We start from the raw sequence: 14,026 nt of genomic DNA, 5'->3' as shown, positions 1-14,026 counted from the left end.
GTCTCCTTTTGTTGTTGTTATCAGCTCAGCGGCCAGTGGTGTTGACAGGCTTGGCGAACGGCCTTGGCGCTGCTCAGGTCGAGCAGGCCCTGGCTCAGTTGCCGGCATTGCGCCGCGTCCAGGTGGCGGACGCGGTCCTTGATTTCCCCGATCTGTGGCGGGCTCACCGACAGCTCGCTGACCCCCAGGCCGACCAGTACCGGCGTGGCCAGCGGGTCGGAAGCGAGGGCACCGCACACGCCGACCCAGCGCCCGTGTTTCGCAGCGCCTGCGCAGGTCTGGGCGATCAGCCGCAGCAGCGCCGGGTGCAGCGCATCGACGCGGGCGGCGAGGCCGGCGTGGTCGCGGTCCATGGCCAGGGTGTACTGGGACAGGTCATTAGTGCCGATGGATAAAAAGTCCGCGTGCCTGGCCAGTTGCTCGGCCATCAATGCCGCGGCGGGCACTTCGATCATCACGCCCAGTTCGGGGCGCTGGGTCAGTTCCAGCTCGGCGCACAACTCGTCCAGGCGTTGGCGGATCTGCAGCAGTTCATCCACTTCGCTGACCATCGGCAGCAGGATGCGGCAGCGTTCCAGCGGGCTGACTTGCAGCAGCGCCCGCAGTTGCTGGTCGAGCAGTTCCGGGCGTACCTGGGCCATGCGGATACCGCGCAGGCCCAGCACCGGGTTGGCCTCGACCGGCAGTGGCAGGTAGTCGAGCTGCTTGTCGCCACCTACGTCGATGGTGCGGATGATCACCGACTTGTCGCCCATGGCATCCAGCACGGCCTGGTAGGCCTGGCGTTGTTCCTGTTCGTCCGGCGCGGTGCGGCGGTCGACGAAGAGAAACTCGGTGCGCAGCAGGCCGACGCCATCAGCGCCGTTTTCAAACGCCACCTGGGCTTCGGCACTCGAGGCGACATTCGCCGCGACTTCGATGCCCACGCCATCGGTGGTACGCGCCGGTTGTTGGGCCTGCGCTTGTTGTTGCTGGCGCCGCAGGTTTTGCGCGTCGCGAATCTGGTGGACTTCGGCGTGGCGCGCGTCGCTGGGGGCCAGTTCCAGGCGGCCGTTGGCGGCGTCGAGGACCACCCGTTGGCCTTGGGGCACGTCGAGTACTTCGGCGCCCAGCGCGACCACACAGGGCAAGCCTTTACCACGGGCCAAAATAGCCACATGGGAAGTGGCGCCGCCTTCGGCCATGCAGATGCCGGCGGCATTTTGCGCGCTCAGTTGCAGCAGGTCGGACGGGGTCAGTTCGTGGGCGCTGACAATCGCACCGGCGGGCAATTCGAAGTGCCAGGCTTCGCCCAGCAGTACGCGCAGTACCCGTTGTTGCAGGTCGCGCAGGTCGTTGGCGCGTTCGGCAAACAGTGGTTTGCCCAACGCCAGCAACACGGCACATTGCGCCTGGATCGCATCGCGCCAGGCATGGGTGGCGGCGCTGCCGTGCTCGATGGCGCCGGTGGCGGCGTCCAGCAGGGTCGGGTCTTCCAGCAGGGCGAGGTGGGCGGCGAATATGTCTTCTTCCTCGACGTTCTTGCGTTGGCGCGCGTGCTCCAGGGTGCTGCGGATTTCGCTGCGCACTTGCTCCAGGGCGGCGTCCAGGCGTTGCAGTTGCTCGTCGGCAGCATGCTTGCCGGTGTCTGCCGGCAGTTCGATACCGGTCAGGCGAAACAGCGGCCCGCAGACCAGGCCCGGTGCGGCACATACGCCTTGCAACACACCGACTTCGGTATTGACCCGACGGGGCGCGGCGACGACTGGGGCGTGGTGTTCTTCGTTGATCACGGCTGACAAGGCCGCGACCACCGCCTGCATCGCCGCCTCGGCATCCTTGCCGCGACAGCTCACACGCACCTCATCGCCTTCGCCAATCCCCAGGCCCAGCAAACCGATCAGGCTGTCACACGAGGCGGTTTTATTGCCAAAGTGCAGCGAGGCCTGGCTGCTGAAACCCTGCGCAGCCTTGCGCACCAACGCCGCCGGGCGGGCATGCAAACCACCACGATGGGTGATGCGTACGCGGGCGCTGGCTTCACCCGCCGAGTTATCCAAAGACGCCGAAACCGACGCGGCCAAACGCGCCACAATCTGCAACAACGGCTCACCGACCTTGACCGTTCTAGCCGCCACCGAGCGCAACTCGAAGCGCTCGCCATTGGTCAGGATGATCAGGCTGACCAGGCTCTTGCACTGGCGCGCAATGCGGTCCAGATCAAATTGCACCAATGCCTGGCCCTTGCTAACGCGCGCGCCGTCCTTGACCAGCAAGGCAAAGCCTTCGCCGTTCAGTTCCACTGTATCGATGCCCACATGCATCAACACTTCGGCACCGTTATCGGCACGGATCGTCAGCGCATGCCCGGTGCGGGCGACGTGGATGATCACCCCGTCACATGGCGCATGCAGGCAATCGTTCAACGGGTCGATGGCAATGCCGTCGCCCATGGCGCCGCTGGCGAACACTTCGTCGGGAACATTGCCCAGGGCCAACACCGGTCCGCTGAGGGGGGCGCTGAGGGTCAGGTCATTATTGTTGTTGGACATGGGCACGGTACTCATCAGGAAAACGCCACTCAGTGAGTGCGGGTAACTTTGCTCAGGTGACGCGGCTGGTCCGGGTCCATGCCCCGGGCTTCAGCCAGGCCAGCGGCCATCACGTAAAAGCTTTGGATGGCCAGGATCGGGTCCAAACTCGGGTGTTCGGCGCGGGTCAGGGTCAGGTCGCGCTCGGCGATGTCGTCCGGCGCGGCCAGCAACACGCGGGCACCGCGTTGGCGCATATCGGCGGCCAGGCTCAACAGGCCCGCCTGCTCGGCGCCACGCGGGGCGAACACCAGCAGGGGGTAGTTATCGCCAATCAAGGCCATCGGGCCGTGGCGCACCTCGGCGCTGCTGAAGGCTTCGGCCTGGATCGCCGAGGTTTCCTTGAGCTTGAGCGCGGCTTCCTGGGCGATGGCAAAACCGGCGCCTCGACCGATCACCATCAGTTGCTGGCAGTCGCGCAGGGCGTCGATGGCGACCGTCCAGTCCTGCTTGGCGGCGGCACGCAGTTCGTCCGGCAGGGCGCGGCAGGCTTGGAGCAAATCGGCTTCCTGGTTCCAGTGGCCAATCAGCAGCGCGCTGGCACTCAGGGTGGCGATAAAACTTTTGGTGGCGGCAACGCTTTGCTCCGTCCCGGCGCACAGCGGCACATGGAATTCACAGGCGGCTTCCAGCGGCGAGTCTTCGGCGTTGACCAGCGAAATGCTCAGGGCGCCGCGTTTGCGCAGCAGGCGCAAGCTGTTGACCAGGTCCGGGCTTTGCCCCGACTGCGAGAAACCGAACGCCACTTGGCCGCTGACTTTCAACGGGGCTTGCAGCAGGGTCACCACCGACATCGGCAGCGACGCCACTGGAATGCCCACGTGTTGCATGGCCAGGTAGGCGAAGTAGCTGGCGGCGTGGTCGGAGCTGCCCCGGGCGATGGTCATCGCCACTTGCGGCGGCTGGCGGCGCAGGCGACCGGCGACGTCTTCCAGCAGCGGGTCCAGGCGTTGCAATTGCGCCGATACGGCGTCGCAGGAGGCCAGGGCCTCTTCAAGCATTTTTGAAGTCAATGGTTTCTCCTTCGACCATTACGTCGGTGAGTGTCAGGGAGCGGTCCAGGCGTACGCAGTCGGCGAAGCTGCCGGGTTGCAGGCGGCCGCGTTCTTCCAGGCCCAGGTAGTCCGCAGGAAATTGCGACAGGCGTTGTGAGGCTTCGCTGATGGGCAGGCCGATCTTCACCAGGTTGCGCAGCGCCTGGTCCATGGTCAGCGTGCTGCCGGCCAGGGTGCCGTCGGCCAGGCGCACGCCGCCCAGGCATTTGGTCACGGTGTGGCTGCCCAGCTTGTACTCGCCATCGGGCATGCCAGCGGCAGCCGTAGAATCAGTGACGCAGTACAGGCATGGGATCGAGCGCAGTGCCACGCGCATGGCGCCGGGGTGCACGTGCAGTAAATCCGGGATCAATTCGGCGTACTTGGCGTGTGCCAGCGCGGCGCCGACGATGCCTGGCTCGCGGTGATGCAGCGGGCTCATGGCGTTGTACAAATGGGTGAAGCTGGTGGCGCCGGCAGCAAGGGCGGCGACGCCTTCTTCATAGCTGCCCAGGGTGTGGCCGATCTGCATGCGCACGCCGCGTTCGCTGAGGGCGCGGATCAAGCCGTCATGCCCGGCGATCTCCGGGGCGATGGTGATTACGCGGATCGGTGCCAGGCGCAGGTAGGCTTCCACTTCGGCCATCAACGCGGTGTGGGCGAAGTTGGGTTGGGCACCGAGTTTTCCCGGATTGATGTAGGGGCCTTCCAGGTGCACACCCAGTACGCGGGCGCTGCCCGTCGGACGCTGTTCGCAGAAGGTGCCGAGTTGGCCGAGTACGCTGGAAATTTCATCCACCGGTGCAGTCATGGTCGTGGCCAGCAGAGAAGTCGTACCGAAACGCACGTGGGTGCGGGTGATGGTCTCGAAGGCATCGCTGCCTTCCATGATGTCCTTGCCACCACCGCCGTGGACGTGCAGGTCGATAAAACCTGGCAACAGGTAGGGCCGGTCGTTGTCAGCCGGGTCGCAGGGGGCGCCTTCGATGGCGATCACTTTGCCGTGCTCGTGCACCAGGCGGCCGCGAATCCAGCCGTTGGGCGTGAGGATGTTGTCTTCGGACATGGGCAGTTCTCTAGATTCGCAGTTCAGCGGAATAGTCATGGCGGCGCAGCTCTGCGACGAAGTCGTAGTAGTCGTTGCGGCAGTAGGTGTCGGTGATTTCAATCGGCGTGTTGTCGGCGGTGTAGCCGACCCGGGTCATCAGCAGCATGGCGGTGCCGGGGGCAATGCCGACCAGCTTGGCGAACTCTTCAGAGGCGTTGATCGCCTGCACATGCTGCAGGGCACGCACGATGGGTTTGCCGATGCTTTCGAGGTATTCGTACAGCGAATTGCCAATGCCTTGCGGGTGCGGCAGTACCGAGGCGGGCAGGGTGCTCATTTCAATCGCCATCACCGTGTCATCAGCCTTACGCAAGCGTTTGAGGCGTGCCACTTTATCGGCGGGCGACAGGCCCAGGCGGATCATCTCTTCGTGGGTCGGCTGGGTCAGTTCACGCTCCAGCCATTGGGAGCTGGGTACAAAACCCTTGAGCCGCAGCATTTCGCTGAACCCCGACAGGCGCGACAGCGGCTGTTCCAAGCGTGGCGATATATAGGTGCCGGAGCCTTGATTACGGCGGATCAGCCCTTGGGCAAACAACACTTCCAGCGCCTTGCGAGCGGTGACTCGCGAGATGCTCAATTGCTCGCTGAGGACGCGCTCCGAGGGCAGGGCCTGTTCGGAGGTCCACTGGCCGGCATGGATCGCTGCTTCCAGTTTGCGCGCCAATTGCAGGTACAGCGGCGTGGATTGTTTATCGTCGGGGCGCAGGGCCAGGATGGGGTTCATCTGTCAGGTTTCCGATGCGGTTATTGGAGTGTTGTCGCCCGGTATTGGCCGGAAATTAATACCACTTAAATACCATGTCAATGCAGCCAAAACGGTGCAAATAGTGATTTCAGGGCTCCTCAATGGGTCCTGATATCAAGTGGTATTAGAGAGGTCTTTATCGAGCACAGAACGGCGCAGCCCGCGGGGGAGAACTGGTATTCACCGGCGGGCGCAGAGTGGGGCGGGAGTTTTTTTTGAATTATTTTACGAACGGTACGAGATTACGGACGAATCTCGATCAGTGTGCCGTCCTTGACCAGGTTCCAGACTTCACGCATGTCCACGTTGCGCATGCCGATGCAGCCGTCGGTCCAGTCCAGGGTGTGGAACCACTGCTCCGGGTAATCCTCGGTGTCAGGGGTGCCGTGGATCATGATCATGCTGCCGGGTTTCACGCCTTCGCGGCGGGCGCGTGCGGCGTCGCTGATATTCGGGTAGGAGATGTGCATGGCTAGGTTGAAGCGGTCGCTGGTCTTGCGCCAGTCGATCCAGTAAAGCCCTTCTGGCGTGCGGCGGTCACCCTCGATCAGCTTGTGGCCCTTGGGGTTCTTGCCCAGGGAAATACGGTAGGTCTTGAGCGGCTTGCCGTCATTGATCAACTGCAACTGATGGGCGGACTTGAGCACCAGGACCTTTTCGACGGTCTTGCCGCCCAGGGTTTCCACGGTCGAGGCTGATGACAGGGTCGCGAACGACAGGCAGATAAGGGCAAGCAGCCAACGCATTAAAACGGTATCCCTGGTCATGGAGCGGGCAACACCCGCGGCTCTACCGCCTCGCTGCGCACCGGGAACGCCTGTTGCCGACGGTCAGCGAAATAGTATTCGAGGGTACGCCCGACTGTGCGGAACGCCAGCTCGGACCAAGGGATGTCGGCTTCGTCGAACAGCTGCACTTCCAGGCTTTCGGGGCCGGCGGCGAAGTCCAGGTCAAGCAGGTCGGCGCGGTAGAAAATATGCACCTGATTGATATGCGGCACGTCGATCAGCGTGTAGATGCTCAGGTTGTGCACGCGGGCGCAGGCTTCTTCCAGGGTTTCGCGCATGGCGGCCTGTTCCACGGTCTCGCCGTTCTCCATGAAGCCGGCGGGCAGGGTCCAGTAACCCAGGCGCGGTTCGATGGCGCGGCGGCACAGCAGCACTTTGTCGCCCCACACCGGCACCGTGCCAGCAACGATATTGGGGTTCTGGTAGTGGATGGTCGAGCAGTGATCACACACAAAGCGCAGGCGGCCGTCGCCTTCGGGGATGCGTTGGGTAACCGGTTTACCGCACTGGCTGCAGAAATTCATGCTGGGGTTCCTGGAAAGTGCGCCTATCTTGGCGTGACGGGCAGGGCGCTGCAAGTTGTCGTTTAGCGACACCGGGCGGGTTTTGGGGTTGGGCACCTGCGTGCTTTGGTGCATGATGCAAGGTAGCCAACAGACCGAGATGACTCATGCTGGACGAGCTACTTCGCCGGGTAAGCAACCACACCCCCCACCTGCTTGAAACCGACGGGCGTTTCCCCGAGGCCGCGGTGTTGGTGCCGATTACCCGCAGTGACGAACCTGAGCTGATCCTGACCCTGCGCGCCAGCGGCCTGTCGACCCATGGTGGCGAAGTGGCCTTTCCCGGCGGGCGCCGCGACCCCGAAGACCCGGACCTGATCTTCACCGCGCTGCGCGAGGCCGAAGAAGAAATCGGCCTGCCGCCCGGCCTGGTGGAAGTCATCGGCCCGCTGAGCCCCTTGATCTCCCTGCATGGCATTCGGGTTACGCCGTATGTCGGCGTCATACCCGATTACGTCGAATACCTGGCCAACGATGCCGAAATTGCCGCGGTTTTCAGCGTGCCGTTGGACTTCTTCCGACAGGACCCGCGCGAACATACCCACCGGATCGATTACCAGGGCCGCAGTTGGTACGTGCCCAGCTATCGGTTTGGCGAATACAAGATCTGGGGGCTGACGGCGATCATGATTGTCGAGCTGATCAACCTGCTCTATGACGACGCCAAGATCAGCCTGCATCAACCGCCCAAGAGTTTTATCAATACCTAAGCCATCGCTTGAATGGCACCGCCGTGAGGAAAAACCATGAAATACCGCCTGGGCGACGCCCGCGTCGAGACTCATCCGCAGAGCTGGGTAGCGCCGAATGCCACGCTGGTGGGCAAGGTCAAGCTGGAGGAGGGCGCCAACGTCTGGTTCAACGCGGTGTTGCGTGGCGACAACGAACTGATCCTGATCGGCAAGAACAGCAACGTGCAGGACGGCAGCGTGATGCACACCGACATGGGCTACCCGCTGACCCTCGGCACCGGCGTGACCATCGGCCATAACGCCATGTTGCACGGTTGCACGGTGGACGATTACAGCCTGATCGGCATCAATGCGGTGATCCTCAACGGCGCCAAGATCGGCAAGCACTGCATCATCGGCGCCAATTCGCTGATCGGTGAAGGCAAGGAAATTCCCGATGGTTCGCTGGTGATGGGCTCGCCGGGCAAGGTGGTGCGTGAACTGACCGACGCGCAGAAACGCATGCTCGAGGCCAGCGCCGCGCACTATGTGCATAACTCGCAGCGTTATGCGCGGGATCTGGTCGAGCAGGAAGAATGAACCCGATTGAACGTCCTGTTGCGTCGCCGTGCGTGAGTATTTGCGCGCTGGACGATGACGACATTTGTACCGGCTGCCAGCGGACCGTGGATGAGATTACGCGCTGGAGCCGCATGGATAATGCCGAGCGTCGGGTGGTGCTGGGGTTATGTCATGAGCGGGCGCTGGCGAGTGGGTTGGTGTGGATGATGCCTGAGCGCTCGGGCAACTGATCGATCGCTATCGGGGGCAAGCCCCCTCCCACATTTTGACCGCATTCCTACAGATTAAACGCGGTCACCTGTGGGAGGGGGCTTGCCCCCGATAGGGTCCACCCAGACGACATATTTTAAAATGTGAAGTACCCTGTGCCCCTTGTTCACAGGTCCACTCCCATGCTCTTCCTGATCGCCTACATCAGCAGCGTCGTGCTGATCAACTTCGCCTTCTCCACCGCCCCGCACCTGGACGTCATCTGGTCCGCCTGGGGTGGCCTGGTCTTTATCCTGCGCGACATGGTGCAAACCCGCTTCGGCCACGGCGCAATTATTGCCATGCTGGCGGCGCTGGTGCTGTCGTACGTCACGTCCGACCCCGCCATTGCCCTGGCCAGCGCCACGGCGTTCGCGGTGTCCGAGTGTATCGACTGGCTGGTGTTCAGCATCACCAAGCGCCCGCTGCACGACCGCCTGTGGATCAGTTCGGCGCTGAGCATTCCCCTCGATACCTTTATCTTCTTCGGCCTGATCGGCGCGCTTACCCCGGCGGTGGCGGGGACTGCGCTGGTGTCGAAGTTCGCCGGGGTCACGGTGGTGTGGCTGATCATGGCCTGGCGCATCCGCAAGCGCGCCGTCGCCAACTGAGGCCAATTCCTGCAGTTCATGTAAAATGCCGGCCTTTCTCCCAATGATCCGCTCCCCTGAGGACCTGAGATGACCCGAATCGGAACTCCATTGTCGCCAACCGCGACCCGCGTTTTGCTGTGTGGCTGCGGTGAGCTGGGCAAGGAAGTGGTAATCGAACTGCAGCGCCTGGGCGTTGAAGTGATTGCCGTGGATCGCTACGCCAACGCGCCGGCCATGCAGGTTGCGCACCGTAGCCACGTGATCAACATGCTCGACGGCGCCGCGCTGCGTGCGGTGATCGAGGCGGAAAAACCGCACTTTATCGTGCCGGAAATCGAAGCCATCGCCACCGCCACCCTGGTGGAATTGGAAGCCGAAGGCTTCACCGTGATCCCGACCGCGCGCGCCACCTCGCTGACCATGAACCGCGAAGGCATCCGCCGCCTGGCCGCCGAAGAGTTGGACCTGCCAACCTCGCCGTACCACTTCGCCGATACCTTCGAAGACTACAGCAAGGCCGTGCAGGACCTGGGCTTCCCGTGCGTGGTCAAGCCGGTGATGAGTTCGTCGGGCAAGGGCCAGAGCCTGCTGCGCAGCGTCGATGACGTGCAGAAAGCCTGGGACTACGCCCAGGAAGGCGGCCGTGCAGGTAAAGGCCGCGTGATCATCGAAGGCTTTATCGACTTCGACTACGAAATCACCCTGCTGACTGTGCGCCACATCGGCGGCACCACCTTCTGTGCGCCAGTCGGCCACCGTCAGGAGAAGGGCGACTACCAGGAATCCTGGCAGCCACAGGCCATGAGCCCGATTGCCCTGGCCGAATCCGAGCGCGTTGCCAAGGCGGTGACCGAGGCCCTGGGTGGCCGTGGCCTGTTTGGCGTGGAGCTGTTCATCAAGGGCGATCAGGTGTGGTTCAGCGAAGTGTCGCCACGCCCGCATGACACGGGTTTGGTGACCCTGATTTCCCAGGACCTGTCGCAGTTCGCGCTGCACGCTCGCGCCATTCTCGGCCTGCCGATCCCGTTGATCCGTCAGTTCGGGCCTTCGGCCTCGGCGGTGATCCTGGTGGAAGGGCAGTCGACCCAGACGGCGTTCGCCAACTTGGGCGCTGCGTTGAGCGAACCTGATACCGCGCTGCGCCTGTTCGGCAAGCCCGAAGTGAATGGCCAGCGCCGCATGGGCGTGGCGTTGGCGCGGGACGAGTCGATTGAAGCGGCTCGGGCCAAAGCGACCCGTGCCTCCAAAGCGGTTGTAGTAGAGCTCTAAAAGCATCGGGGGCAAGCCCCTCCCACACTTGATCCAGTTCACAGCGTTAGATTTGTGAATACATCCAAATGTGGGAGGGGGCTTGCCCCCGATAGCGGTCTATCAGGCGACCTTGTTCAAGTCATTGTTCCGCGTCTCTTTCAGGCACAGCACAGCAATCAGGCTGAGCAACGCCGCCGCCGACACATACCCACCGACATAACTCAGCCCACCCATCGCCACCAGCTTGGTCGCGAAGAACGGTGCGGCGGATGCCCCCACAATTCCCCCCAGGTTATACGCCGCCGAAGCGCCGGTATAACGCACGCGGGTCGGGAACAGTTCCGGCAACAGCGCGCCCATCGGTGCGAACGTCACGCCCATCAGGAACAGCTCCAGCGCCAGGAACAGCGCCACCGCCCAGGTCGAACCGTGGGTGAGCAATGGCTCCATGGTAAAGCCCGACAGAATCGCCAGGATCGCACCGACAATCAGCACCGGTTTGCGTCCGTAACGATCACTCGCCAGGGCTGCCAGCGGAGTCGCCAGGCCCATGAACAGCACCGCAAAGCACAGCAGGCCGAGGAAGGTCTCGCGGCTGTAGCCCAGGGTTGAAACGCCATAACTCAGGGAAAACGCAGTGGTGATGTAAAACAACGCATAGCACACCACCATTGACGCAGCGCCCAGCAACACCGGCAGCCAATGCTGGCTGAACAGTTCCACCAACGGCACTTTGACCGGCGCTTCCTTGGCGACGGCGTTGGCGAACACCGGCGTCTCGTGCAACTTCAGCCGTGCGTACAGGCCTACCATCACCAGCGCCGCGCTGAGGATGAACGGGATGCGCCAGCCCCAACTGCGGAATTGCTCATCGCTGAGACTCATGGCCAGGATCAGGAACAAGCCGTTGGCTGCCAGGAACCCGATCGAAGGGCCGAGCTGCGGGAACATGCCGAACCAGGCGCGTTTGCCCTTGGGCGCATTCTCGGTCGCCAGCAGCGCCGCACCGCCCCATTCGCCGCCCAGGCCCAGGCCCTGGCCGAAACGCAGCACGCACAACAGGATCGGCGCCCACGCCCCGATGCTGTCATAACCGGGCAACAAACCGATCAGCGTGGTGCACACGCCCATCAGCAGCAGCGAGGCCACCAGGGTCGATTTTCGCCCGATACGGTCGCCAAAGTGACCGAACAGCGCCGACCCCAGTGGGCGGGCGATGAAGGCGATACCGAAGGTCAGGAACGACGCCAGCATCTGCGCGGTGCCGGAGGTCTGCGGGAAGAACACCGGGCCGATCACCAGCGCAGCGGCCGTGGCGTAGATATAGAAGTCGTAGAACTCGATGGCGGTGCCGACGATGCTCGCCGTGGCGACCCGTGCGGTCGAGTTGGTCGGGGCAGCGGCGGGCGCGGCCTCGTTGTAGGTGGTGCTCATGGTGGTATCCCTGACGGTCATTGCGCGTTTGGACGCGGATTATTATTGGTCGAACTCCCATGGATCAGGGTAGCGCGCGGGGCGGCTCGGGATGGGAGCGAACACCGGTCAGACGCGGTATGGCGGTGCCAGGACGCGTTCAGTGCGGGTAGCACGCGGTCGGGCGGGGCTCTGGTAAGCCGTCCCGATTATAGGAAGGGGTTTGAACATACAACAAGTCAAAATGTGGGAGGGGGCTTGCCCCCGATAGCTGTGTATCAGCCACTTGATGCGGCGACTGACACTCGGCCATCGGGGGCAAGCCCCCTCCCACATTATTTGATTGTGTTTTTGCCTGTGAATTAAGCGGCGACCGGCATCCGGCTGGTATGCCAGATCAGCACCTTGCTCACCCGGTTGTCCTCGGTCTCGAGGATTTCCAGGCGGTAGCGGCCGATCTTCAGGCACACCGCGCAGTCCGGAATGGTCTCCAGCGCTTCGGTCACCAGGCCATTGAGGGTCTTGGGGCCGTCGCTGGGCAGGTGCCAGTTCAGGCTCTTGTTCAATTCGCGGATCGAGGCGGCGCCGTCGATGATGTAGCGGCCATCCGGTTGCGCTTCGATATGCGGGTTGTCCGCACTTTGTTCGCTTTCAAATTCACCGACGATTTCTTCGAGAATGTCTTCCAGGGTCACGATGCCGAGTACTTCGCCGTATTCATCCACCACCATGCCCAGGCGGCGCTGCTGTTTGTGGAAGTTCAGCAGTTGCAGTTGCAGCGGGGTGCTTTCCGGGACGAAGTAGGGCTCGTGGCAGGCGGCGAGCAATGCCTCTTTGGTCAGGCTGGCGTCGGGCAACAGGTGCTGGATCTGCCGCGTGTTGAGTACGGCTTCGACCTGGTTGATGTCGCTGTGGAATACCGGCAGCCGCGTACGCTGGGAGGTGCGCAGTTGTTCGATGATCTCCTCGATGTCGTCATCCAGGTTGATGCCGTCCACCTCGCTGCGAGGCACCAGGATGTCGTTGACGGTGATGTTGTCCAGGGCATGGATGCCTGGCATGCCGGGGGTGCGCCCTTCGGCGACCTCGGGTTCGGGTTCTTCATCATGGTCAGGCAGCGGTTCGTCGCTTTTCTTCACCATGCCGGTCTTGCGCGCAAACGGGCGCAGCAGCAACAGACTGATACCGTTGAGCAGCCAGGCCAGGGGGTAGACGATTTTCAGTGGCACGCCCAGTAGCGTATTGCCGAAGCCCAGTACCGCTTGCGGATAGCGTGTGGCCAGGGCACGGGGCAGGTAGTCGGCCAGTATCAGCAGGATCGCGCAGGAGATCAGCCAGCCGAGCCATGGCCCGTTCTGCGCCCAGGCGTAAATGGCCAGCAGCGTGCACAGGATGACCACGGCGGCGCGACACAGGCTGTTGCACAGGATCAGGCTATTGCGCGGAAAGCTCAGGCGGGTGGCCGCCTTGTCCCCCTGGCGTGTACCGGGGCGCAGGGCCAGCAAATGTTGCTGGGCGGCCTCGATGGCGGTGAACAGCGCGGCCCACAATACCAGCAGGGCGATTACCGCGAGCATCGGCTCCAAGGGCAAGTTGTCCATGATCGCCGCCCGTCAGATATGCAGGATGTATTCGCGAACCAGCTTGCTGCCGAAATAGGCCAGCATCAGCAGGCAGAAACCGGCCAGGGTCCAGCGAATCGCCTTGTGCCCGCGCCAGCCGAGGCGATTGCGGCCCCACAGCAGGACGCTGAACACGATCCAGGCCAGGCAGGCCAGCAGGGTCTTATGTACCAGGTGCTGGGCGAACAGGTTTTCGAAGAACAGCCAGCCGGAGATCAGCGACAGCGAGAGCAGGGTCCAGCCGGCCCACAGGAAGCCGAACAGCAGGCTTTCCATGGTTTGCAGCGGCGGGAAGTTCTTGATCAGCCCGGAGGGGTGCTTGTGCTTGAGCTGGTGGTCCTGCAGCAGCAGGAGCAAGGCCTGGAACACCGCGATGGTGAACATGCCATAGGCCAGGATCGACAGCAGGATGTGGGCGAGGATGCCCGGCTCTTCATCAATCACCGGCACCGTGCCGGTGGGCGCGAATTGCGCCAGCAGCACCGTCAGCATGCCCAGCGGGAAGAGCAGCACCAGCAGGTTTTCGACCGGGATCCGGTAACAGGCCATCAGGGTCAGCGCGATGACGGCCGCCGCGATCAGGCTGGCGGCACTGAAAAAGTCCAGGGCCAGGCCGACCGGCGTCATCAAGTGCGTGAACAGGCTCGCCGCATGGGCGAGCAAGGCGAGGACACCAAGGCCTACCAACAGGCGTTTGTCCGCCTTGGTGCCCTGGGCCAGACGAGTGCCCTGATAGACGGTCGCAGCGGCGTACAAGATGGCGGCGGCGAGGCTGGGTAGCAAACTGGGTGACAAAGGGAGCATAAATCCTGTTAGGCAAGCCCGAAAGGCGCT

14 protein-coding genes are annotated in these 14,026 nt (G+C 63.0%); 5 read left to right on the top strand and 9 right to left on the bottom strand.

The features are described 5' to 3' along the window. Positions 1 to 20: 20 nt before the first annotated feature. The 6 genes from ptsP to BLR69_RS15765 all read right to left on the bottom strand — a co-directional run bounded on the left by ptsP (position 21) and on the right by BLR69_RS15765 (position 6,772). Positions 21 to 2,531, bottom strand: a complete 2,511-nt coding sequence (gene ptsP / locus BLR69_RS15790) for a phosphoenolpyruvate--protein phosphotransferase (RefSeq protein ID WP_071496460.1) — start codon at positions 2,529 to 2,531, stop codon at positions 21 to 23. Between the two features lie 29 nt (positions 2,532 to 2,560). Beyond that, entirely contained in the window at positions 2,561 to 3,583 is a 1,023-nt protein-coding gene (locus tag BLR69_RS15785; protein ID WP_134434977.1) for an SIS domain-containing protein, read from the bottom strand. Beyond that, positions 3,564 to 4,670: an N-acetylglucosamine-6-phosphate deacetylase gene (nagA, locus tag BLR69_RS15780; RefSeq protein ID WP_071496462.1), complete on the bottom strand. Its 1,107-nt coding sequence runs from the start codon at positions 4,668 to 4,670 to the stop codon at positions 3,564 to 3,566. Before nagA ends, BLR69_RS15785 begins: the two co-directional genes overlap by 20 nt. 10 nt (positions 4,671 to 4,680) lie before the next feature. Continuing rightward, positions 4,681 to 5,439: a GntR family transcriptional regulator gene (locus BLR69_RS15775; protein ID WP_071496463.1), complete on the bottom strand. Its 759-nt coding sequence runs from the start codon at positions 5,437 to 5,439 to the stop codon at positions 4,681 to 4,683. A 263-nt stretch (positions 5,440 to 5,702) separates the two neighbouring features. Beyond that, positions 5,703 to 6,206 carry a L,D-transpeptidase family protein gene (locus BLR69_RS15770; RefSeq protein ID WP_058423331.1) on the bottom strand — a complete coding sequence of 168 codons (504 nt, stop codon included), beginning with the start codon at positions 6,204 to 6,206 and terminating at the stop codon, positions 5,703 to 5,705. Positions 6,207 to 6,223: 17 nt separating this feature from the next. After that, positions 6,224 to 6,772: an NUDIX hydrolase gene (locus tag BLR69_RS15765; RefSeq protein ID WP_071496464.1), complete on the bottom strand. Its 549-nt coding sequence runs from the start codon at positions 6,770 to 6,772 to the stop codon at positions 6,224 to 6,226. 146 nt (positions 6,773 to 6,918) lie between these two features. Here BLR69_RS15765 and BLR69_RS15760 point away from each other — a divergent pair, with 146 nt between their 5' ends. From BLR69_RS15760 to purT, 5 genes are all read left to right on the top strand, one after another. Then, positions 6,919 to 7,521, top strand: a complete 603-nt coding sequence (locus BLR69_RS15760) for a CoA pyrophosphatase (RefSeq protein ID WP_071496465.1) — start codon at positions 6,919 to 6,921, stop codon at positions 7,519 to 7,521. 36 nt (positions 7,522 to 7,557) lie between these two features. Then, positions 7,558 to 8,082 carry a gamma carbonic anhydrase family protein gene (locus BLR69_RS15755; RefSeq protein WP_010207972.1) on the top strand — a complete coding sequence of 175 codons (525 nt, stop codon included), beginning with the start codon at positions 7,558 to 7,560 and terminating at the stop codon, positions 8,080 to 8,082. Then, entirely contained in the window at positions 8,079 to 8,294 is a 216-nt protein-coding gene (locus tag BLR69_RS15750; protein ID WP_071496466.1) for a DUF1289 domain-containing protein, read from the top strand. The genes BLR69_RS15755 and BLR69_RS15750 overlap by 4 nt, the downstream gene beginning before the upstream one ends. A 162-nt stretch (positions 8,295 to 8,456) precedes the next feature. Further along, positions 8,457 to 8,924, top strand: a complete 468-nt coding sequence (locus tag BLR69_RS15745) for a VUT family protein (protein WP_015885703.1) — start codon at positions 8,457 to 8,459, stop codon at positions 8,922 to 8,924. 69 nt (positions 8,925 to 8,993) lie between these two features. Next, the gene (gene purT, locus BLR69_RS15740) at positions 8,994 to 10,175 is read left to right on the top strand and encodes a formate-dependent phosphoribosylglycinamide formyltransferase (RefSeq protein ID WP_071496467.1); all 1,182 of its coding nucleotides are present in this window, start codon (positions 8,994 to 8,996) and stop codon (positions 10,173 to 10,175) included. A gap of 102 nt (positions 10,176 to 10,277) precedes the next feature. Here purT and BLR69_RS15735 read toward each other — a convergent pair whose 3' ends face one another. The 3 genes from BLR69_RS15735 to BLR69_RS15725 all read right to left on the bottom strand — a co-directional run bounded on the left by BLR69_RS15735 (position 10,278) and on the right by BLR69_RS15725 (position 13,996). Then, positions 10,278 to 11,591 carry an MFS transporter gene (locus BLR69_RS15735; protein WP_071496468.1) on the bottom strand — a complete coding sequence of 438 codons (1,314 nt, stop codon included), beginning with the start codon at positions 11,589 to 11,591 and terminating at the stop codon, positions 10,278 to 10,280. 341 nt (positions 11,592 to 11,932) lie between these two features. After that, on the bottom strand, positions 11,933 to 13,171 hold the full coding sequence (locus BLR69_RS15730; protein ID WP_071496469.1) for a transporter associated domain-containing protein: 1,239 nt from the start codon (positions 13,169 to 13,171) through the stop codon (positions 11,933 to 11,935). 12 nt (positions 13,172 to 13,183) lie between these two features. Continuing rightward, entirely contained in the window at positions 13,184 to 13,996 is an 813-nt protein-coding gene (locus tag BLR69_RS15725) for a cytochrome C assembly family protein (RefSeq protein WP_071489286.1), read from the bottom strand. Positions 13,997 to 14,026: the final 30 nt, after the last annotated feature.

Source organism: Pseudomonas azotoformans (assembly GCF_900103345.1).
Classification (GTDB): Bacteria; Pseudomonadota; Gammaproteobacteria; order Pseudomonadales; family Pseudomonadaceae; genus Aquipseudomonas; species Aquipseudomonas azotoformans.
This window is presented reverse-complemented; position numbering and strand designations above follow the sequence as displayed.

Excerpts from the sequence above, each read along its gene's own strand:
- ptsP (WP_071496460.1), bottom strand. The coding sequence starts at position 2,531 with ATGTCCAACAACAATAATGACCTGACCCTCAGCGCCCCCCTCAGCGGA.
- nagA (WP_071496462.1), bottom strand. The coding sequence starts at position 4,670 with ATGTCCGAAGACAACATCCTCACGCCCAACGGCTGGATTCGCGGCCGC.
- BLR69_RS15775 (WP_071496463.1), bottom strand. The coding sequence starts at position 5,439 with ATGAACCCCATCCTGGCCCTGCGCCCCGACGATAAACAATCCACGCCG.
- BLR69_RS15770 (WP_058423331.1), bottom strand. The coding sequence starts at position 6,206 with ATGCGTTGGCTGCTTGCCCTTATCTGCCTGTCGTTCGCGACCCTGTCA.
- BLR69_RS15765 (WP_071496464.1), bottom strand. The coding sequence starts at position 6,772 with ATGAATTTCTGCAGCCAGTGCGGTAAACCGGTTACCCAACGCATCCCC.
- BLR69_RS15760 (WP_071496465.1), top strand. The coding sequence starts at position 6,919 with ATGCTGGACGAGCTACTTCGCCGGGTAAGCAACCACACCCCCCACCTG.
- BLR69_RS15755 (WP_010207972.1), top strand. The coding sequence starts at position 7,558 with ATGAAATACCGCCTGGGCGACGCCCGCGTCGAGACTCATCCGCAGAGC.
- BLR69_RS15750 (WP_071496466.1), top strand. The coding sequence starts at position 8,079 with ATGAACCCGATTGAACGTCCTGTTGCGTCGCCGTGCGTGAGTATTTGC.
- BLR69_RS15745 (WP_015885703.1), top strand. The coding sequence starts at position 8,457 with ATGCTCTTCCTGATCGCCTACATCAGCAGCGTCGTGCTGATCAACTTC.
- purT (WP_071496467.1), top strand. The coding sequence starts at position 8,994 with ATGACCCGAATCGGAACTCCATTGTCGCCAACCGCGACCCGCGTTTTG.
- BLR69_RS15735 (WP_071496468.1), bottom strand. The coding sequence starts at position 11,591 with ATGAGCACCACCTACAACGAGGCCGCGCCCGCCGCTGCCCCGACCAAC.
- BLR69_RS15730 (WP_071496469.1), bottom strand. The coding sequence starts at position 13,171 with ATGGACAACTTGCCCTTGGAGCCGATGCTCGCGGTAATCGCCCTGCTG.
- BLR69_RS15725 (WP_071489286.1), bottom strand. The coding sequence starts at position 13,996 with ATGCTCCCTTTGTCACCCAGTTTGCTACCCAGCCTCGCCGCCGCCATC.